We start from the raw sequence: 19,816 nt of genomic DNA on the forward strand, positions 1-19,816 counted from the left end.
ACCCTAGGCGCGTCTACCAGGATCGGCCGGTTGCGAGAGTTATCGTCGCGACGAATGTGACGAATGCGCTGAGGGAGGTGCGGCTGCTCGTGGAGTCGACAGGCCCCACCTCGTCTCGGCATCGTCCCGACATCCAGGGCCTCCGCGCGATCGCGGTGCTCGCGGTCGTCGCGCTGCACGTCGGCTTCGGATCGCTGACCGGCGGCTTCGTCGGCGTCGACGTCTTCTTCGCGATCTCGGGCTTCCTGATCACCCAGCAGCTCATGCGGCAGGTACGCACCGAGGGCCGGGTCAGCCTGCTCGGCTTCTACGCGCGCCGGGCCCGCCGGATCCTGCCGGCGGCGACGCTGGTGCTGCTCGCGACCGTCGTCTATGCAGCCCTCTTCCTCGGTTTCGTACGCACCCGCGTGATCGCCCTCGACGCGCTGTGGTCGGCGGCGTTCGCCGCGAACTTCCGGTTCGCGTCGCTGGAGACCGACTACTTCTCCGCAGCGCTGCCGCCCTCGCCGCTGCAGCACTTCTGGTCCCTCGCGGTCGAGGAGCAGTTCTACCTGGTCTGGCCGCTGATGATCCTGGGCTGCCTGTGGGCGATGAGATGGCGCAGCCAGAAGACCGCGCCCGACAGCCCCGCCAAGCCCGATCAACGCGGACGCAGGCGCGTGCTGGTTATCGCCCTCGGCGCCGTCATCGTGGCATCGCTGCTGGCCTCGGCGGTGCTGACCCGGACCAGCCCGGAGGCGGCGTACTTCTCGCCGTTCACCCGTGCCTGGGAGCTCGGCCTGGGCGCGATCGCGGCGATCGCGTTCCGCGACGACGGGCCGCAGGACGCCACCGCGCGCTGGCGGGCGCAGGTGCTCTCGGCGTTCGGGATGTTCTTCATCGTGTGCGCCTGCCTGCAGTTCAACGACGCGACCCCGTTCCCGGGCACCCCGGCACTGGTGCCGGTTCTCGGCAGCGTCTTCATCATCGTGGCCGGCACGCTGTGGCACGGCCCGACGGTGGTCGGCCGGCTGCTGTCGGTGCCGCCACTGCAGGTCGTCGGCAACTGGTCCTACTCGCTCTACCTGTGGCACTTCCCGGTGCTGGTCCTCGCCGAGCTGCAGCTGGGTCGCGAGCTGCGCTGGTGGGAGCAGGTGCTCCTCGTCGCGCTCGCGCTCGCGCTGGCGGGGCTCTCCTACCACTTCGTCGAGGAACCGTTCCGGCGCGGCATCATCTGGCGCCGGCCGGCGTTCGGCCGAGCCGCCACGCTGGGCCCGGTGGCGCTCTACCCGCTGAGCATCACATTGGTCGCGGTGACCTGCTTCGGCGCCAACACCTACGCCACCGGGACCGCGCGCGACGGCTACCAGCCGGCGATCACGCTGGCCGAGGCGGACTCCTCCGCCTCGTCGGGACCGTCCAAGCAACCCGACCGACCGGCGTCGAGCGCCGCCCCACCCGCCGCCGAGCCGCAGGAGCCCGACGCGCTTCCCGCGCTGGTGAAGGCCTCGGTGCTCGCGGCCCGCAAGAACCAGGCGATCCCGACCAACCTGAAGCCGGGCCTCACCCACCTCTCCGACGACGTGGAGTCGGTCGGCGAGTGCAACTACTACTCGACGAAGGTACGCAAGCTCTGCCCGCGCGGTGACGCCGACGCCGAGAAGACGATCGTGGTCATCGGCGACTCCCACGCCCGCCACTGGACACCCGCGGTCGAGGAGATCGCCGAGCGCTCGGGCTACCGCGCCTACATGCTGGCGATGCCCCAGTGCACCGTCTCGCTGGTCACCCCCGACAAGATCGACAGCACCGACCCGATGACGTCGTGCGACGACTTCCACGACTTCATGCTCTCGTCGGTCAAGAAGCTCCGCCCCGACCTGCTGCTGATCTCCTCGCGCCCGATCAGCGCCGCCTACCACGACTCCTCGGGCCGCCACACCGACCGCGAGGACGTACGCCGCGCCGTCTACCGCGGCTACCAGCGCCTGCTGGCCCAGGTGAAGCCCGTCGCCGAGCGCACCGTGTGGCTGCGCGACGTACCAGCGCTCGAGTTCGACCCGGCCACCTGCCTGAGCAGCAACAAGACGCTCTCGCCCTGCACCTACAAGCCGCTCGAGAGCCAGCAGGACGGCGCCGACCTTCAGATGCAGGCGGCCAAGGCCGCGCGCGTGGAGACCGTCGACCTCGACGACATGTTCTGTGACAGCGTCGGCATCTGCACCACCGTCGTGGGCGACACGATCACCCACCGCGACGGCCACCACCTCACCGCGACCTACTCCCAGGAGCTGGGTCGCACCCTGGGCGAGCGGCTCAAGGTCTGGTGACGGTCACTCGGCGTCGGGTTCGGCGTCGGGTGGTGTCTCGGCGCCGTCGCGCTCGTCCCGGTCGGCCCACTCGAGCAGCGGCTGGATCGAGAACGGATGGTCGTCGATGTCGGCGTGCAGGTCGCCGATCTCCGCGAACCGGGCCGGCACCGTACGCATCGTGAACTCACGCGGGTCGACGTCCTTGGTCTCCTCCCAGGTGATCGGGGTGGAGACCCGGCCGTCGGCGACGCCGCGGATCGAGTAGGCGCACGCGATGGTGTGGTCCCTGGTGTTCTGGTTGAAGTCCACGAACAGCTGCGCCGGGTCGCGATCCTTGCGCCACCAGGCCGTGGTGACCAGCTTCGGTGCCCGGCGCTCGACCTCGCGGGCGAAGGCGTGCGCGGCGCGGCGTACGTCCTGAAAGCCGTGCTCCGCCGGGATCCGGACATAGACGTGCATCCCCGAGCCACCGCTCGTCTTCGGGTAGCCGACCGCGCCCAGCTCGTCGAGGAGCTCGCGGACGATGCCGGCCACCGTCTGCACGGTCGAGAACGGGCACGCCGGACCGGGATCCAGGTCGATGCGCCACTCGTCGGGCTTCTCGGTGTCCTCGCGGCGGCTGTTCCAGGGATGGAACTCCACCGTCGACATCTGCACCGCCCAGATCACCGCACCGAGCTCGGTCACGCAGAGCTCGTCGGCGGTGCGGCCCCAGCGCGGGAAGTAGAGGCGTACGGTCTCGATCCAGTCGGGCGCCCCCTGCGGCAGCCGCTTCTGGTGCACCTTCGGCCCGGCCAGGCCCTTGGGGAACCGGTGCAGCATGCACGGCCGCTCCCACAGCGCGTTGACGATCCCCGGGCCGACGGCAAGGTAGTACTGGGCCACGTCGAGCTTGGTCGCGCCGGTCTCTGGGAAGTAGACCCGGTCCGGGTTGGAGATCCTGACGACGCGGTTGTCCACCTCGATCTCCACCGACGGGGATGACTTGGCCATGCCCGCCAGCGTAGGCGCTGCGATGATGTGCTGACCCGAAACCCGCTCATCCGAATCCGCACAGGAGTGTCACGTGGAGGTCTGGCCGAGGCGTCGAGAGGGTGTGAGCACATCGACCGCGAGGACCTCCGCCGAGGAGTTCGCCGACTTCGTCCATGCGACGGGTGGCACGCTCTACCGCACCGCGCTGCTGCTGACGGGTGACCATCACCTCGCCGAGGACCTGACCCAGACGACGTACGCCCGGGTCTTCGCGTCCTGGCGGCGAGTCAGCCGGGCGGACAACCCGGCGGCCTACGCGCGACGTGTGCTCCTCAACGGATTCATCTCCCACCGACGGCTCCGGCGCAACGCCGAGATGCCGACCTCCACGCTGCCGGACGATCCGGGCAGCGATGCCGACCCCAGCGCCCGGATCGACCTGCTTGCCGCCCTCCAGCGGCTGTCGCCGACCGACCGGGCCGTGCTCGTCGCGCGCTACTGGGAGGACCGATCCGTGTCCCAGACCGCTGCCGATCTCGGACTGACCGAGACGGCGGTCCGCACCCGCTCGAAGCGTGCCCTGGAACGGCTGCGCCCGCTGGTCGCGGACATCTTCCCGGAGAGGACCACCCGATGAACGATTCCATGGACAGCCCGGAGACCAGCATCCGTACGGCACTGCACGAGCGTGTCGCCGACCAGCACCCCGACTACGCCGGGCTCTCGGCCGGCGCGATCAGCGCGGGCTCACGCATCCGGCGCCGCCGGCGCATCGCCGTGACCGTCGGTGCCGCTGCGGCCGTGGGCGCCTTCGCCGCGGGCGGCATCGGGCTCTCCCAGCTCCTGAGCACCACCGCCGTGGACCAGTCCCCCCTGGGTGCAGCCGGGGCGCCCTCCGCCTCGGCCTCACCGTCGACGGCTCCGCTCTCCGCGGGGCAGCGACTCGACCTCGATGCGGGTGTCACCGGTCTGGTCGTCACCAACGCCGAGGCCGAGACGATGCAGATCACCGTGCAGGCGCAGAGCACCGCGCAGGCGGCCCCGGGCGAGTCTCCGGGCGTCGGCATCGGGCTCACCATCGTCCTGTCCGGACCCGCCGATGCGGTCGAACAGATGTGGAGCAACGGCCCGCTGCTCGAGGACTACCCCGGGATCACTCTCGCCACCGAGGGCCTTCCCCACGGGCTCCTCGACGCGGCTCCGGTCAAGCAGCCCGCGGGGTGGACGTGCGAGTGGTACCTGATCGATGACAAGGCGTCCTGCACCTCCGAGGACGGTGGCGTGGCCGGCCTGGTGATCCGCCCGGCGAAGGTCTTCGCCAAGTGGAGCGCGGACCCCGACAAGGCTGGCCCCGGCTCGGGGGCCTACCTCACCGAGGTCCACGGCGACATCTTCATCAGCGTCCACGGTGGGCAGGGCACCACCGACGCCGAGCTCCAGGCCCTCGCCGGCTCGCTCAGGTGGGTCGGCTGAGCTACTCCGGCGTACGTCGCAGCAGCGCCAGGAACATCGCGTCGGTGCCGTGGCGGTGCGGCCACAGCTGAACGGTGCCCGGCAGCGGTCCGGCGCTGTCGGGCACGTTGCCGGCTGTGCCGGAGATGGGCTCGAGGGTGACGTCGGAACGGCCCTCGAGCACGCTCTCCACCGCGCCCTTCGTCTCGGTGAGCACCGGTGAGCAGGTGGCGTAGAGGACCACGCCGCCCGGCCGGGTCAGGTCGATCGCTCGGTCGAGGAGGGAGCGCTGCAGGTCGACGAGTACGTCCAGATCGGCCGTCGCCCGTCGCCACCGTGCCTCCGGGCGGCGGCGCAGCGCGCCCAGGCCGGTGCACGGGGCGTCAACGAGGACGCGGTCGAAGGCCGCGTCCTTGAACGGCGGCCTGATGCCGTCGCCCGCCACGACCCCGGCGACGCCGTCCACCTGCGTCCCGGCTGATCGGTCGGTCAGGTTGGCGAGCACGAGTCCGGCGCGGTGCGGCTGGCGCTCGTTGGCCACCAGCAGCGCGTCCTGCTGGGCGGCCAGGGCGGCCAGCAGGGCCGACTTCCCGCCCGGTCCGGCGCAGAGGTCCAGCCAGGACTCCGTCCGGCCCTCAGATCGGTCGGCGCCGGCCTCGGCCAAGGCGATGGCCACGAGCTGCGAGCCCTCGTCCTGTACGCCCGCACGCCCCTCGGCCACGGCGACGATCCCGGCCGGGGAGCCGGAGTCGAGCGTGACCCCGAAGGGCGAGTAGGGCGTCGGCGTGCCGCCGAGCTCGGCAACCGTTGCCCGCCCGGGCCGGGCGACCAACGTGACCGACGGCGGCGCGTTGTCGGCCTCGAGCAGCGCGTCGACCTGGTCACGACCGACGGCCTCGGCGAGCCGCTCGACCACCCAGCGGGGGTGGCTGAAGGCGACCGAAGCCCAGCCGTCATGGTCCCGCTCGCGCGCGGGCGCCACCTCGGCGACCCACTCGTCCAGGAACTTGCGGGTGAGCTTGCGCAGCACGGCGTTGACGAACCCCGCCGGCCCCTGGCCGACCTTCGACCGGGTCAGATCCACGCTGGTCGAGATCGCGGCATGGTCGGGCACCCGCATGGACAGCACCTGGTGCGCCCCCAGCCGCAGCACGTCGAGCACCTTCGCCTCGACCTTGGCCAGCGGGCGATCGATGCAGGCGGCCAGCACGGCGTCGTAGGTCCCCTGCTGCCGCAGCGTCCCTGAGGCGAGCTCGGTGGCGAAGGCCGCGTCACGGCCCTCCAACCCGAGGCGGCCGAGGACGTGGGGCAGCACCAGGTTGGCGTACGCCTCATCGACCCGCACCGCCTTGAGTACCTCGAACGCGGCCAGCCGGGCCGGATCGGCCGGCTTCGTGCTGCCCTTCGCCCCCGGTCCACGCGGGCCCTGCGGCCGCCTGCCGGGGCGTCTACCCGGCTGCGCTCTATTCGAAGGTGACACCGGACTCCAGACGTACGCCGCGGGCCCAGTCTGCCGCCGGCATCTCCTTCTTTCCGAACGCCTTCACCCGGCCCAGCCGGACCGCGGTGGTGCCGGTGCCGACGAGGACCTCGTTCTTGCGGACGACCAGCTCGCCGGCCGTCACCGACTCCTCGGCGATCGTGACCGGCCCGACCTTGAACCGCTCCCCGTCGAGCAGTGTCCAGGCCCCCGGCGCCGGCGTGCAGGCGCGGATCTGCCGGTCGATGGCCACGGCGTTCTGCGTCCAGTCGATCCGGGCGTCCTCGACGGTGATCTTGTCGGCGTAGGTGACCCCGTCGACGGGCTGCTCGCGCGCCTCCAGCGAGCCGTCCTCGATGCCGTCGAGCGTGGACACCAGCAGCCCGGCCCCACCCTCGGTGAGCTTCTCGAAGAGCGAACCGGAGGTCTCGCCGGGCGCCAGCGCCTGGGTCATGGTGCCGAAGACCGGGCCGGCGTCCATCGCCTTGACGATCCGGAAGGTGGTGGCCCCGGAGATCTCCTCGCCGGCCCAGACCGCGCGCTGCACCGGAGCGGCGCCACGGTAGGCGGGCAGGAGCGAGAAGTGCAGGTTGACCCAGCCGTGCCGCGGGATGTCCAGCGCCGACTGCGGCAGCATCGCGCCATAGGCGACCACCGGGCAGCAGTCGGGTTCGAGCGCTTTCAGCTCGGCCTGGAACTCGGGCTCGCGGGGATGCTCCGGCTTGAGCACCGGAATCCCCAGCTCCTCGGCCCGCTGTGCGACCGGCGAGGGCACCAGCCGCTTGCTGCGGCCCTGGGCGGCATCGGGGCGGGTGACGACACCGACGAGCTCGTGACGCGAGGCCGCGATCGCGTCCAGCGAGGGGACGGCCACCTCGGGCGTACCTGCGAAGACGACCCTCATCAGAACCCGAACCCGTTCGTCGCGTGCGGGGAGATCTTCACGGTCGGCTTCTCCAGGCCGAACCACTCCGACTCCCGGATCTCCCTCATCGCCGCCTTGCGCGCGGCCTCGTCGAGCCGGTCGATGAACAGGATGCCGTCGAGGTGGTCGGTCTCGTGCTGGATGGCCCGGGCGAGCAGCTCGGAGCCCTCGATGGTCACGGGCTCACCGTGCATGTTGAACCCCTTCGCCACCACCGACAGGGCCCGGCGGCAGTCGAAGGTGATGTCGGGCAGCGACAGACAACCCTCTCCCCCGTCCTGCGTCTCCTCCGACAGGGTCAGATCGGGGTTGATCAGGTGACCCACCTGGCCGTCGACGTACCAGGTGAAGACCCGCAGGCTCACCCCGATCTGGGGAGCTGCCAGTCCGGCGCCGGGTGCCTCGAGCATGGTGTCGGTCAGGTCGGCGACGAGCTTGTGCAGCTCCTTGTCGAAGTCGACGACCTCGATCGCTGGCTTGCGCAGCACGGGGTCGCCGAAGAGTCGGATGGACTGGACTGCCACTGGTCTCCTAGGTGGTCGAGCGTGTCGGGACCACAATACGTGGGCTGAGCGTGGGTCAGAGCGTCGGCGGATCCACCTGGACCCGCACCGGGTCGAGCTTGCGCGCCGACCGCACCCGCTGCAGCTCCCCGAGTGCCTCGGTGAGCTGCACTCCGAGGGATCGCGGCACCCGTACGACCGCGCGCAGCCGTGGCTCTCCGGTGGACGTGGGCTCGGCGGGCACCGGCCCGAGCACCTCCGCGCCCGGCGGCAGCGCGAGCAGGGTGAGCGCGTCGTCGAGCGCCCCGGGCGTGCCGGTGATGGTGGCCAGGCGCGAGGCCGGCGGAAGGTGGGCCTCCTGGCGCGCCGCCGCCTCGCGCCGGGCGAACCCCGGCTGGTCCCAGCGCACCAGCGCCTGCAGCACCGACAGCGCCGGGTCACCGACCACGAGAACCCGCCCACCGGGCCGCACCAGCCCCGCGGCGTTGCTCCAGCGACGCAGCGCCTCCTCGTCCGTACGCAGATCCGGCCGCCCCAGCAGCAGCCAGGTGTCGAGCAGCAGCACCCCGGCATAACCGCCCTCGGCGACCGGCTCGGCGCCGACGGTCGCGACCACGATCGCCGGTGTTCCTGGCACCGTCTGCCTGACCGCCCCCGCCGAGGAGGTCACCACCCGCACCCCGGCGAACGAGCGACCCATCTCCTCGGCCGTGCGCGCCTCACCGATGATCGGAGCCCGCAGCCCGAACCCGCCGCACGCCCCGCACGCCCAGGCCGTCTCGACATGACCGCACCAGCCGCACGTCGGCGGTTCGGCCGGACCCCCGAGCCGCAGCGGCCCCTGACAGGCCGAGCACCTGGCCGGCGTACGACACCGGTCGCACGCCAGCGACGCCGCGTACCCGCGCCGTGGCGTCTGCAGGAGGACGGGGCCGGTGGCCAGCGCGGACCGGACGATCTCGTGGGCCTCGCGAGGCACCCGCGAGGCACGGGTGAGCGGGTCCTTCTCGAGGTCGAAGTCGGTGTCGCCGGTGATCTCGATGCTCACCCGCTCGCGGGCCAGCGCCCGGGTGGGACGGATCTCCTGCGCCCAGCCGGTCTCGGCCAGGAAGCCGGCCTCCACGGTCCGGGCGAAGCCACCCACGAGCGCGGCCGACTGCTCCTGCTCGGCCCGCAGCAGCAGCACGTCGCGCGCGTGCGGGTAGGGCGCGCGCTGCTCGGCGAGCAGGTCGTCGCCGTCCTCCCAGACGACCACCAGGCCGAGGTCGTGCACCGGCGCGAAGGCCGCGGCGCGGGTGCCGATCGCCACCTTCACCGTGCCCCGGGCGACCCGGAGGAACTCCCGGTAGCGCGTGGCGGGACCGGCGTCGGCGGCCAGCACCCCATGCTGCCCCTCCCCCAGCACCGTGGTCATCGCGTCGTCGAGACGGGCGAGGTCCTTCCAGTCCGGCACCACGACCAGCGCACCGCGCCCGGAGGCCAGCGTCGCCGCAGTCGCGTGAGCGATCAGGTCGGCGTGATCGGTCCCGGCTGCGGCGTGCCAGACCGCGCGCGGCGCACCGCCGGAGGCCAGGTGTCGTAGGAACGCAGCCGCGGGCTCGTGACCGGCCCACGCCTCCGCCGCGGCTGCGGCGTCGAAGGGCCGCTGGGCCGGGGCGAGCGCTGACGGCTCCTTCTCGGTCGACGCGTGCCGCGGAGGGATCGCCAGTCGGAGGACGTCGGCCCGGGCACCCGCATAGCGCCGGGCGACCGACTCGCTCAGCGCAGCGACCTGCGGCGTGAGCACCGCCTCGGCGCTGACGACACGCTTGAGCGGTTGCAGCTTCGCATGCTCGGAGGCTTCGGCCCGCGCCACGACGAACCCGTCGACATCCTTGGGACCGAACCGCACCTTCACCCGGACCCCGGGCTGCGCCTCCTCGGCCATCGAGGCCGGAACCGCATAGTCGAAGGGCCGGTCCAGGTGGGCCATCGGCAGGTCGACCAAGACCTTGGCGACCGGATCCACCTCGGCGATCGACGCCTCCGCGGCCTTCCGCGCCCGCGTGGCCGCCGCCTTCGCCCGCCCCTCCTTGACCCGGTCGCGAACCAGCCCGGGCAGCTCCAGCTCGGCTGCCCCGGCTGCCTCCTGCGGACCCCGGCTCACAACCGCCATTTCTATCAGCCTGCGCCGACATCCGAGCCTTGCCCGGCGCGTGCGCCGGGCAAACGCGAGGAGATCGAGCGAGCGCAGCGGGTGAGCTTGCGAACCCGCGAAGCGGGTCGAGATCGACGTGAACGACGCCGCGTCCTGACCGAAAACCACGCCGAGTCGGCGCGTTAGAACGCGCCGACTCGGCAGGGTGTTGGGTGGATCAGGCGCCGGCGGCAGCCTTGAGCGCGTCGGCGCGGTCGGTGCGCTCCCAGGTGAACTCGGGGAGCTCGCGGCCGAAGTGACCGTACGCAGCGGTCTTGGCGTAGATCGGGCGGAGCAGGTCGAGGTCACGCAGGATCGCGGCCGGGCGGAGGTCGAAGACCTCCAGGACGGCCTTCTGGATGTTGGCCTCGGGCACGGTGTGGGTGCCGAAGGTCTCCACGAAGACGCCGACGGGCTGGGCCTTGCCGATGGCGTAGGCGACCTGGACCTCGGCGCGACGGGCCAGGCCCGCGGCGACGATGTTCTTGGCCACCCAGCGCATGGCGTACGCAGCCGACCGGTCGACCTTCGAGGGGTCCTTGCCCGAGAAGGCGCCGCCGCCGTGGCGGGCCATGCCGCCGTAGGTGTCGACGATGATCTTGCGGCCGGTCAGGCCGGCGTCACCCATCGGGCCACCGACGACGAAACGGCCGGTCGGGTTGATGTGCAGCTTGTAGCCGTCGAAGGGAACCGACGACTTGAACTGCTCGAGCACCGGCTCGATGACGTACTTCTTGATGTCGGCGTGGAGCTGCTCCTGGGAGGTCTCCTCGGAGTGCTGCGTGGAGAGGACAACGGTGTCCACGCGAACGGCGCGGCCCTCGTCGTCGTACTCGATGGTGACCTGGGTCTTGCCGTCGGGACGCAGGTAGTCCAGCGTGCCGTCCTTGCGGACCGCGGTGAGTCGCTCCGCGAACGTCTGCGCCATCTTGATGGGCAGCGGGAACAGCTCGGGCGTGTCGTCGCAGGCGTAGCCGAACATCAGACCCTGGTCGCCGGCACCCTGCAGGTCGAGCTCGTCGACCGAGCTCTCCAGGCGGTGCTCCTCGGCGGTGTCGACGCCCTGGGCGATGTCCTGGCTCTGGGCGCCGATGGCGACCTGGACACCGCAGGAGTGACCGTCGAAGCCCTTGAGGGAGGAGTCGTAGCCGATCTCGAGGATCTTCTGGCGCACGAGCTGGGCGACCGGCGCGTAGGCGTCGGTGGTCACCTCGCCGGCGACGACGACCAGGCCGGTGGTGAGCAGGGTCTCGACAGCCACCCGGCTCTTGGGGTCGTGCTCGAGCAGGTAGTCGAGCACCGTGTCGCTGATCTGGTCGGCGATCTTGTCCGGGTGCCCCTCGGTCACCGACTCCGACGTGAAGAGACGTCCGGTCACGTGTAGCTCCGTTTCACAGGTTCATGTGGGTAGTTCAAGCAGATAAACGTCAATCGTTCTGGTCGACAAACATAGACCCCGAACCCCAGGACCACAGGGGTGGTCCTCATCGTGGCGCACGGCGTGTCGTTCAGTTTGTACGTTGTTCATCGAGGCGTAAGGAGATCTGGTCCCAGATCACCTCTGCGAGGGCTGACTTCGCCCCTTCGGCCACGTCGACGTGTCCTCCGTCGGCGCCCAGGATGACCGCTTTGTTGACCTCGCTGCCGAAGACCGCGCCGCCGCTGACGTCGTTGACGACGAGCAGGTCGCAGCCCTTCCGCTTCAGCTTGGCCGTGGCGAGCTCGAGCACCGATCCGGTCGCGTCGCCGGTCTCGGCCGCGAACCCCACGACGACCTGACCGGGCTTGGTCCGGTGGTGGGAGATCTCGGCCAGGATGTCGGGGTTCTGCATCAGCTCGATCGTCGGTGCCGACCCGTCGGCGGCCTTCTTGATCTTGGACTCGCTCATCCCGGTCGGCCGGAAGTCGGCAGGGGCGGCGGCCATGACGACCGCATCCGCGCCGGTGGCCGCGGAGACCACGGCGTCGCGCAGCTCGGCGGTCGTGCCGACACGTACGACCTTCAGGCCGGCCGGGTCGGGCAGGGTCACGTTGGCGGCGACCAGGGTCACCTCGGCACCCCGGGCGGCCGCGGCACGGGCGATGGCATAGCCCTGGAGCCCGGAGGAGCGGTTGCCGAGGTAGCGGACCGGGTCCAGGTATTCCCGGGTGCCACCGGCCGAGACGACGACGCGGCGACCGACGAGGTCGGCGCGCCCGCCATGGGCGAGGACGGCACGGGAAAGCTCGAAGATCTCGGCCGGCTCGGGCAGGCGACCCTTGCCGGTGTCCTTACCGGTCAGCCGGCCCTCGGCGGGCTCGATGACGATGTTGCCGCGCTCGCGCAGGGTGGCGACGTTGGCCTGGGTCGCCGGGTGCTCCCACATCTCGGTGTGCATCGCCGGGGCGAACACGACCGGGCAGCGCGCGGTGAGCAGTACGTTGCTGAGCAGATCGTCCGCGAGGCCGTGGGCCGCGCGGGCAAGCGTGTTGGCGGTCGCGGGCGCGACCACGACGAGGTCGGCCTGCTGCCCGATGCGTACGTGCGGGACCTCGGTGATGTTCTCGAAGACGCCGGTGGCGATCTCCTTGCCCGACAGCGCCGCCCAGGTGGGCGCGCCGACGAACTCGAGGGCGGCGGCCGTGGGGACCACGTTCACGTCATGGCCGGACTCGGTGAACCGGCGTAGCAGCTCGGCCGCCTTGTAGGCGGCGATGCCGCCGGCGACCCCTAGGACCACGCGCGGCCGCTCCCCCTCGGGGGGAGCGGCCGGAGTGGTGCTGTTGGTGGACAGCGGAAGACCTGGACGATCAGGCGTCGGCGGCAGGCGCCTCGGCAGCGGCCTGAGCCGCGGCCTGGGCGGCCAGCTCGGCCGGGTCGATGTCCTCGCAGGTCAGCAGGTCCTCGTTGATCTCGCGCAGCGCGATCGAGAGGGGCTTCTCCTGAACGTGGGTGTCGACCAGGGGGCCGACGTACTCCAGGAGGCCTTCGCCGAGCTGGGAGTAGTAGGCGTTGATCTGGCGAGCCCGCTGGGCGCTGTAGAGAACCAGCTTGTACTTGCTGTCGGTCTTCGTCAGCAGGTCGTCGATCGAGGGGTTGGTCACGCCCTGGGCGTCGATCTGAGGGGCAGCCACGTGAGCCTCACTTGTCGGCTTGGTCGGATTTCTTGCTCGGAAGCCCGAGCGTCATCAAGGTTACCAACTCATCGGCTGCCTGATGAACTTCGTGGTTCACGATCGTGACGTCGAACTCTTTCTCCGCCGCCAGCTCGACCCGCGCGGTCTCCAGGCGGCGCTCCCGCTCGGCCTCGGTCTCGGTGCCTCGACCGACCAGTCGGCGTACGAGCTCATCCCAGCTCGGCGGGGCCAGGAAGACGAAGATGGCCTCGGGCATGGTCTCGCGCACGAGCCGGGCGCCCTGCAGGTCGATCTCGAGCATCGCCGGGCGGCCCTCGGACAGCGCCGCCTCGACGGGACCACGAGGAGTGCCGTAGCGCGCCAGGTTGTGGACGGTGGCCCACTCCAGCAGCTCGCCACCGGCGATCATCGCGTCGAACTCCTCGTCGGAGACAAACAGGTAGTGCACCCCGTGCACCTCGCCCACGCGAGGCTTACGGGTCGTCGCCGAGACGGACAAGAAGACCTCGGGGTGGTCGTCGCGCACCGCTGCGGCGACGGTGCCCTTGCCGACCGCGGTCGGACCGGCCAGGACGACCAGTCGCTTCTCGTGGCCCTCGCCGGCGCCGGCCGGGGTCTTCTCGTCCGTCATCAGACTCATCGGCGAGCGAACTCCTCGACAAGCGCGGCCACCTGCTTGGGGCCGAGGCCCTGCACACGGCGGCTCATCGCGATGCCGAGACGCTCCATCATCTGGGTTGCCCGCACCTCACCGAGGCCGGGGTGGGAGGTCAGCAGGTCGATGACCTTCATCTTGCCGACGACCTCGTTCTTCTTCCCTTCCTCGATGACCTCGAGGACGGACATGCCGCCAGTGCGGACCTTGTTCTTGACAGCAGCCCTCTCCTGGCGCGAGGCCGCGGCTTTGACGAGCGCGGCAGCGCGCTGTTCAGGGGTGATGTCCGGAGGCAGAGCCACGAAGACTCCCTTTCACGATCAGATGTGTAGTCGACAGGGCAACCGGGTCGCGCGGTACAGGGATCGTGCCCCCCGGCTGAGCGCTGAAAGTAAGCGCTCGCGCCAATCTAGCCATTACGTTGCCGGGGCGGCAATCGGGGTCGCCTAACTGGTGTCCATTCGGTTCACAGGGTCAAAGATGTGTGACACACGTCCCGGGCCTGCTGCTGGACGCGTACGGACGCCTCTTGCGTCTTCGTGTCGCTCACCTTCGTGGCCGCCTCGGCGATCTTCTTCGCCTCGGCGTCGCTGACGCCCTCGGGCGGCTCGCCGTTCTCGAAGTCGTCGGCCGAGACGCCGGCGTCCTCCAGAGCCGTGCTGAGGCCCGAGATCGCCCCCGTGAGCGTCTTCCAGTCCTTCGCGATGTCGTCGGGCGCGTTGCGCTCGAGGTCCTCGAAGATCGGCAGGGCGGCGATCAGCCCGCTGGTGCCGTCCTCCCCCAGGGTGTTCGTCAGCTGCTCCTGATGGCCCTCGAGGGACTTGCAGTAGTCGTCGATCGGATCACCGCACGAGCTCAGGCCGGCGGCGAGGATCGGCAGGACGAGGAGCTGGGCGGCCATCCGGAGACTGGTCATCGGGTCAGTCTCGCAGGCGCGGGGGTGGGTTCCTTCATCAAGGTATGCGGGGAAAGGGACACATCCCGTGCGGAGATCCGCGAGGGATGTGTCCCTTCGGCTGCATACCTTGATGAAGGAACAGACCTCAGCCGAGCTGGTCGCGCAGCCGCAGCGCCTCGTCACGCAGCGCGGCCACGTCCGGGCCCTTGCGCAGCAGTCCGCGGCTGGTGCTGGCGACCACGTTGGCGTTGGCGGCACCGAAGATCCGGGCGAGGTCGGCCGGGGTGCCGCCCTGCTCGCCGAAGCCCGGCGCCAGGATGGGGCCGTTGAACCCGAAGTCGTACGCCACCCCAGCACCATCCGCCCCGTCGACGGTCGCGCCGACGACTGCGCCGAACGACCCCAGCGGGGTCTCGGCTTCGTTCAGCCGGCGCAGGTGATCGAGCATGACCCGCCCGACGCTGCGGCCGTCCTCGACGGTCGCGTGCTGCACCTCGGGGCCCTCCTTGTTGGAGGTCAGGGCGAGGACGAACAGCCCGGCGTCGAACTTCGTGGCCGTCTCGACGAACGGCGTCAGCGAGCCGAACCCGAGATAGGGGCTCACCGTCACCGCGTCGGCGCCCAACGAGCTCGTCGGATCGAGGTAGGCGTCGGCGTACGCCTGGCTGGTGGAGCCGATGTCGCCTCGCTTGATGTCGAGGAGCACCAGCGCGCCGGCGGCCTTCGACTCGGCGATGACCCGCTCCAGCACCGCGATGCCGCGCGAGCCGAACCGCTCGTAGAAGGCGCTCTGCGGCTTGATGGCGGGGACGTACGGGGCCAGGCCCTCGACCGCGGTCAGGGCGAACCGCTCCAGGCCCGCGAGGTCGTCGTCGAGGCCCCAGTCGAGGAGCAGGGAGGCGTGCGGGTCGATCCCGGCACAGAGCCTCCCCCGCTCCGCGAGGGCGGCGGCATAGCGAGCACCGAACGTCATCGAGCCACCCCGTTCGCGATCCGGCGGGCGTAGCCGGGCCCTTCGTAGATGAACCCGGTGTAGCCCTGGAGCAGGTCGGCACCGGCGGCCAGGCGCTCGCGGGCGTCCTCGACGGTGGCGATGCCACCGACCCCGACGAGAGTCATCTCGGGGCTGACCCGGCTGCGGAGCAGCCGCAGGACGTCGAGGGCACGCGCCTTCAGCGGGGCGCCGGAGAGACCGCCGGCACCGGCCGCGGTGATCTCGGCGGGCGCCGAGGCGAGGTGCTCACGACCGATGGTGGTGTTGGTCGCGATGATCCCGTCCAGGCCGATCGCGCCGGCCAGGTCGGCGACCTCGACGACATCGGAGTCGGCCAGGTCGGGGGCGATCTTGACCAGCAGCGGGACCCGGTGCTTGGTGACCTGGTCCGCGATGGAGCGGACGTGCTCCAGCAGCGGCTGCAGCTTCTCGACCGACTGCAGGCTGCGCAGGCCGGGCGTGTTTGGCGAGGAGACGTTGACCACCAGGTAGTCGGCGTAGGGGGCCAGCAGCCGGGCCGACTTGGCGTAGTCGGCCTCGACGGCCGCCTGGTCGTCCTCCGGGACGAGCTTGGTCTTGCCGATGTTGATGCCGAGGACCGGTCCGCCGGCCGCCGTGCCCCGGCGCTCCAGACGGCTCGCCAGCCGGGCGGCGACCGCCTCGGCGCCCTCGTTGTTGAAACCCATCCGGTTGATCACGGCGCGGTCGGCCGGCAGCCGGAACAGGCGCGGCGCCGGGTTGCCCGGCTGCCCCTCCCCGGTGACCGTGCCGATCTCGACGTGCCCGAAGCCGAGCCCGCCCAGCGCGTCGATGCCGACCGCGTTCTTGTCGAAGCCGGCGGCCAGGCCGATCACGTTCGGGAAGGTGAGTCCCATCGCGTGCACGGGAGCACCCGGCGTACGCGTCCTGGACAGTGCCGGCCCGGCGGCCCGGATCGCGGCGAACGCCTGCTGGTGAACACGCTCCGGATCGGTCTTCGTCAGGACCTTGTCGAACAGGGTCCGGTAGGCCTTCACTGGGCCGACACTCCGCCGTCGTGGTGACCGACGACGTCGCGCCACTCCTGCAGGCTGCGTACGTCGATCTCACCGCGCCGCAGCGCCTCGATGCCCTGCACGGCGGCGCCGAGACCCTGGACCGTGGTGATGCAGGCGATGTTGGCCATCACCGCGGCGGTGCGGATCTCGTAGCCGTCCATCCGGGCGGACCTGGCGTTGGAGGTGCCGTTGGGCGTGTTGATGACCAGGTCGACCTCGCCGTCGAGGATCCGCTGAACGGTCGTCTTCTCGCCGTCGGGCCCGGTGCCCTGGGAGTGCTTGCGCATCAGCCGCGAGGGCACCCCGTTGCGGCGCAGCACCTCGGCGGTGCCCTCGGTCGCGAAGATCTCGAAGCCGTGGTCGGCGAGCACCTTGATCGGGAAGATCATGGTGCGCTTGTCACGGTTGGCCATGCTCACGAAGATCCGCCCGGAGGTCGGCAGCGGGCCGAACGCACCGGCCTGGCTCTTGGCGAAGGCGCGGCCGAAGTCGGAGTCGAGCCCCATGACCTCGCCGGTCGACTTCATCTCCGGACCGAGCACGGTGTCGACCTGCTGGCCCTCCGGGGTGCGGAACCGGTTGAACGGCATGACCGCTTCCTTGACCGCGATCGGCTGGTTGGGCGGCAGCGCTCCCCCGTCTCCGGTCGCCGGCAGCACCCCGGCCGAGCGGAGCTCCGCGATCGACTCGCCGAGCATCACCCGCGCCGCGGCCTTGGCCAGCGGGGTCGCGGTCGCCTTGGAGACGAACGGGACGGTGCGGGAGGCGCGCGGGTTGGCCTCGATGACGTAGAGCACGTCGGAGCCGAGGGCGTACTGGATGTTGAGCAGGCCGCGCACGCCCACGCCTTCGGCGATCGCCAGGGTGGCCACGCGGATGCGCTCGACCTCGGCGGCGCCGAGGGTGATCGGCGGCAGCGCGCAGGAGGAGTCGCCGGAGTGGATGCCGGCCTCCTCGATGTGCTCCATGACGCCGCCCAGGAACAGCTCGGTGCCGTCGTAGAGGGCGTCGACGTCGATCTCGACGGCGTCGTCGACGAACTTGTCGACCATCACCGGCTTGTCCGGGGTGACCTCGGTCGCGGCCTCGATGTAGGAGCGCAGCGCGTCGTCGTCGTAGACGATCTGCATGCCGCGGCCACCGAGGACGTAGGAGGGTCGGACCAGGACCGGGTAGCCGATCTCGGCGGCGATCTCACGGGCCTCGTTGAACGTGGTGGCCATGCCGTGCTTGGGCGCGACCAGGCCGGCCTTGTGGAGCACCCGGCCGAAGGCGCCGCGCTCCTCGGCGAGGTGGATGGCCTCGGGGCTGGTGCCCACGATCGGCACCCCGTTGTCCTTGAGCGCCTGCGCGAGCCCGAGCGGAGTCTGGCCACCGAGCTGGCAGATGACCCCGACGACCGGCCCGGCCTGCTGCTCGGCGTGGACGATCTCGAGCACGTCCTCCAAGGTGAGCGGCTCGAAGTAGAGCCGGTCGGAGGTGTCGTAGTCGGTCGAGACCGTCTCCGGGTTGCAGTTGACCATCACGGTCTCGTAGCCGGCCTCGCTCAGCGCGAGGGAGGCGTGCACGCAGGAGTAGTCGAACTCGATCCCCTGCCCGATCCGGTTCGGACCGGAGCCGAGGATGATCACGGCCTCCTTCTCCCGCGGCGCGACCTCGGTCTCCTCGTCGTAGGAGGAGTAGTGGTAGGGCGTACGCGCCTCGAACTCGGCCGCGCAGGTGTCGACCGTCTTGTAGACCGGGCGGATGTTCAACGCGTGGCGTACGCCGCGAACGACGTCCGCGGTCATGCCGCGCATCTTGCCGAGCTGGTAGTCGGAGAAGCCGTGCCGCTTGGCGTAGCGGAGCACGTCGGCGGTCAGCTCGGGCGCCGCGATGATCTCCTGGGCGATCTCGTTGATCAGGAAGAGCTGGTCGACGAACCAGGGGTCGATCTTGGTGCTCTCGAAGATCTCCTCCGGCGTCGCACCGGAGCGGATCGCGTCCATGACCCGCTTGAGCCGGCCGTCGGTGGGGACCTTGATCTCCTCCAGCAGCGCCGGCTTGTCGAGCTCGACGACCTCCTGGGTCCAGTCGAAGACCGCCTCGGGCTTCTCCAGGGAGCGCAGGGCCTTCTGGAGCGCCTCGGTGAAGTTGCGGCCGATCGCCATCGCCTCGCCGACGCTCTTCATGTGCGTGGTCAGCTTGGTGTCGGCGCCCGGGAACTTCTCGAAGGCGAAGCGCGGGACCTTGACCACGACGTAGTCGAGCGTCGGCTCGAAGGAGGCGGCGGTCGAGCCGTTCGGCCCGGCGGTGATGTCGTTCTCGATCTCGTCGAGGGTGTAGCCGATGGCGACCTTGGCGGCGATCTTGGCGATCGGGTAGCCGGTCGCCTTGGAGGCCAGCGCGGAGGAGCGCGAGACGCGCGGGTTCATCTCGATGACGATGATCCGGCCGTCGGCCGGGTTGACGGCGTACTGGATGTTGCAGCCGCCGGTGTCCACGCCGACCGCGCGGATGATGCCGATCGCCAGGTCGCGGAGCTTCTGGTACTCGCGGTCGGTCAGCGTCATCGCCGGGGCGACGGTGATCGAGTCGCCGGTGTGCACGCCCATCGGGTCGAGGTTCTCGATGGAGCAGACGATGACCGAGTTGTCCTTGCGGTCCCGCATGACCTCGAGCTCATACTCCTTCCAGCCGAGGATCGACTCCTCCAGGAGCACCTCGGTGGTCGGGCTGGCCGCAAGACCGGCCCCGCCCAGGCGTCGCAGCTCGGTCTCGTCGTACGCGAAGCCCGAACCCGATCCGCCCATCGTGAAGCTCGGTCGGATGACCACGGGGTATCCGAGCACCTCGGCGCCGGCGAGCAGGTCGTCCATCGAGTGGCAGATGACGGACTTCGCGCTCTCGCCACCGAGCTCGGCGACGATCTGCTTGAACTGCTCGCGGTTCTCACCGCGCTGGATCGCCTCGATGCTCGCGCCGATCAGCTCGACGTCGTACTTCTCCAGGATCCCGCGCTCGTCGAGCGCCACCGCGCAGTTGAGCGCGGTCTGGCCGCCGAGGGTGGCCAGGAGCGCGTCGGGGCGCTCCTTGGCGATGACCTTCTCGACGAACTCCGGGGTGATCGGCTCGACGTAGGTCGCGTCGGCGAACTCCGGGTCGGTCATGATCGTGGCCGGGTTGGAGTTGACCAGGACGACCCGGATCCCCTCCTCGCGCAGCACGCGACAGGCCTGGGTGCCGGAGTAGTCGAACTCGCAGGCCTGGCCGATGACGATCGGGCCGGAGCCGATCACGAGCACGGACTTGATGTCTTCGCGCTTGGGCATCG

Annotated in this window: 17 protein-coding genes; 3 read left to right on the plus strand and 14 right to left on the minus strand. The window is 70.7% G+C overall.

Going from position 1 to position 19,816, the window contains the following annotated elements:
- The first annotated feature begins 56 nt into the window (after positions 1-56).
- The gene (locus tag ACFV9G_RS06490) at positions 57-2,309 is read left to right on the plus strand and encodes an acyltransferase family protein (RefSeq protein WP_378725971.1); all 2,253 of its coding nucleotides are present in this window, start codon (positions 57-59) and stop codon (positions 2,307-2,309) included.
- A gap of 3 nt (positions 2,310-2,312) precedes the next feature.
- On the opposite strand, the gene ligD is transcribed toward ACFV9G_RS06490, so the two are convergent.
- Positions 2,313-3,284, minus strand: coding sequence for a non-homologous end-joining DNA ligase (gene ligD / locus ACFV9G_RS06495; RefSeq protein WP_378725973.1), 972 nt, complete (start codon positions 3,282-3,284; stop codon positions 2,313-2,315).
- Positions 3,285-3,387: 103 nt separating this feature from the next.
- Between ligD and ACFV9G_RS06500 the strand changes: the two genes are divergently transcribed.
- Together ACFV9G_RS06500 and ACFV9G_RS06505 are read left to right on the plus strand one after the other, a co-directional pair.
- Positions 3,388-3,903, plus strand: a complete 516-nt coding sequence (locus ACFV9G_RS06500; protein ID WP_378725975.1) for a SigE family RNA polymerase sigma factor — start codon at positions 3,388-3,390, stop codon at positions 3,901-3,903.
- A complete protein-coding gene (locus ACFV9G_RS06505; RefSeq protein WP_378725977.1) occupies positions 3,900-4,739 on the plus strand; it encodes a hypothetical protein in 840 nt (279 codons plus the stop codon). The genes ACFV9G_RS06500 and ACFV9G_RS06505 overlap by 4 nt, the downstream gene beginning before the upstream one ends.
- A 1-nt stretch (position 4,740) precedes the next feature.
- On the opposite strand, the gene ACFV9G_RS06510 is transcribed toward ACFV9G_RS06505, so the two are convergent.
- The 13 genes from ACFV9G_RS06510 to carB all read right to left on the minus strand — a co-directional run bounded on the left by ACFV9G_RS06510 (position 4,741) and on the right by carB (position 19,814).
- Positions 4,741-6,198, minus strand: coding sequence for an RsmB/NOP family class I SAM-dependent RNA methyltransferase (locus ACFV9G_RS06510; RefSeq protein ID WP_378725979.1), 1,458 nt, complete (start codon positions 6,196-6,198; stop codon positions 4,741-4,743).
- Positions 6,182-7,102, minus strand: a complete 921-nt coding sequence (gene fmt / locus ACFV9G_RS06515; RefSeq protein WP_378725981.1) for a methionyl-tRNA formyltransferase — start codon at positions 7,100-7,102, stop codon at positions 6,182-6,184. The genes ACFV9G_RS06510 and fmt overlap by 17 nt, the downstream gene beginning before the upstream one ends.
- Positions 7,102-7,647 (minus strand): peptide deformylase, encoded by a 546-nt coding sequence (gene def, locus ACFV9G_RS06520; RefSeq protein WP_378725983.1) that lies wholly within the window; start codon positions 7,645-7,647, stop codon positions 7,102-7,104. Before def ends, fmt begins: the two co-directional genes overlap by 1 nt.
- Positions 7,648-7,702: 55 nt before the next feature.
- A complete protein-coding gene (locus tag ACFV9G_RS06525; protein ID WP_378725985.1) occupies positions 7,703-9,781 on the minus strand; it encodes a primosomal protein N' in 2,079 nt (692 codons plus the stop codon).
- 199 nt (positions 9,782-9,980) lie between these two features.
- Entirely contained in the window at positions 9,981-11,180 is a 1,200-nt protein-coding gene (gene metK, locus ACFV9G_RS06530) for a methionine adenosyltransferase (protein WP_378725987.1), read from the minus strand.
- A gap of 130 nt (positions 11,181-11,310) precedes the next feature.
- Positions 11,311-12,522, minus strand: a complete 1,212-nt coding sequence (gene coaBC / locus ACFV9G_RS06535; RefSeq protein ID WP_378725989.1) for a bifunctional phosphopantothenoylcysteine decarboxylase/phosphopantothenate--cysteine ligase CoaBC — start codon at positions 12,520-12,522, stop codon at positions 11,311-11,313.
- A 70-nt stretch (positions 12,523-12,592) separates the two neighbouring features.
- A complete protein-coding gene (gene rpoZ / locus ACFV9G_RS06540; protein ID WP_378725991.1) occupies positions 12,593-12,916 on the minus strand; it encodes a DNA-directed RNA polymerase subunit omega in 324 nt (107 codons plus the stop codon).
- Positions 12,917-12,923: 7 nt separating this feature from the next.
- Positions 12,924-13,559: a guanylate kinase gene (gmk, locus tag ACFV9G_RS06545; RefSeq protein ID WP_378725992.1), complete on the minus strand. Its 636-nt coding sequence runs from the start codon at positions 13,557-13,559 to the stop codon at positions 12,924-12,926.
- Positions 13,556-13,876, minus strand: a complete 321-nt coding sequence (gene mihF, locus ACFV9G_RS06550) for an integration host factor, actinobacterial type (RefSeq protein ID WP_168381123.1) — start codon at positions 13,874-13,876, stop codon at positions 13,556-13,558. Before mihF ends, gmk begins: the two co-directional genes overlap by 4 nt.
- Before the next feature lie 164 nt (positions 13,877-14,040).
- Positions 14,041-14,490 carry a hypothetical protein gene (locus tag ACFV9G_RS06555; protein ID WP_378725994.1) on the minus strand — a complete coding sequence of 150 codons (450 nt, stop codon included), beginning with the start codon at positions 14,488-14,490 and terminating at the stop codon, positions 14,041-14,043.
- Between the two features lie 127 nt (positions 14,491-14,617).
- Positions 14,618-15,445: an orotidine-5'-phosphate decarboxylase gene (gene pyrF, locus ACFV9G_RS06560; protein WP_378725996.1), complete on the minus strand. Its 828-nt coding sequence runs from the start codon at positions 15,443-15,445 to the stop codon at positions 14,618-14,620.
- Complete coding sequence (locus ACFV9G_RS06565; protein WP_378725998.1) at positions 15,442-16,482, minus strand: quinone-dependent dihydroorotate dehydrogenase; 1,041 nt, start codon at positions 16,480-16,482, stop codon at positions 15,442-15,444. Before ACFV9G_RS06565 ends, pyrF begins: the two co-directional genes overlap by 4 nt.
- Positions 16,479-19,814, minus strand: a complete 3,336-nt coding sequence (gene carB, locus ACFV9G_RS06570; RefSeq protein WP_378726001.1) for a carbamoyl-phosphate synthase large subunit — start codon at positions 19,812-19,814, stop codon at positions 16,479-16,481. Before carB ends, ACFV9G_RS06565 begins: the two co-directional genes overlap by 4 nt.
- Positions 19,815-19,816: the final 2 nt, after the last annotated feature.

It is taken from the genome of Nocardioides sp. NPDC059952 (assembly GCF_042730435.1).
Lineage (GTDB): Bacteria > Actinomycetota > Actinomycetes > Propionibacteriales > Nocardioidaceae > Nocardioides.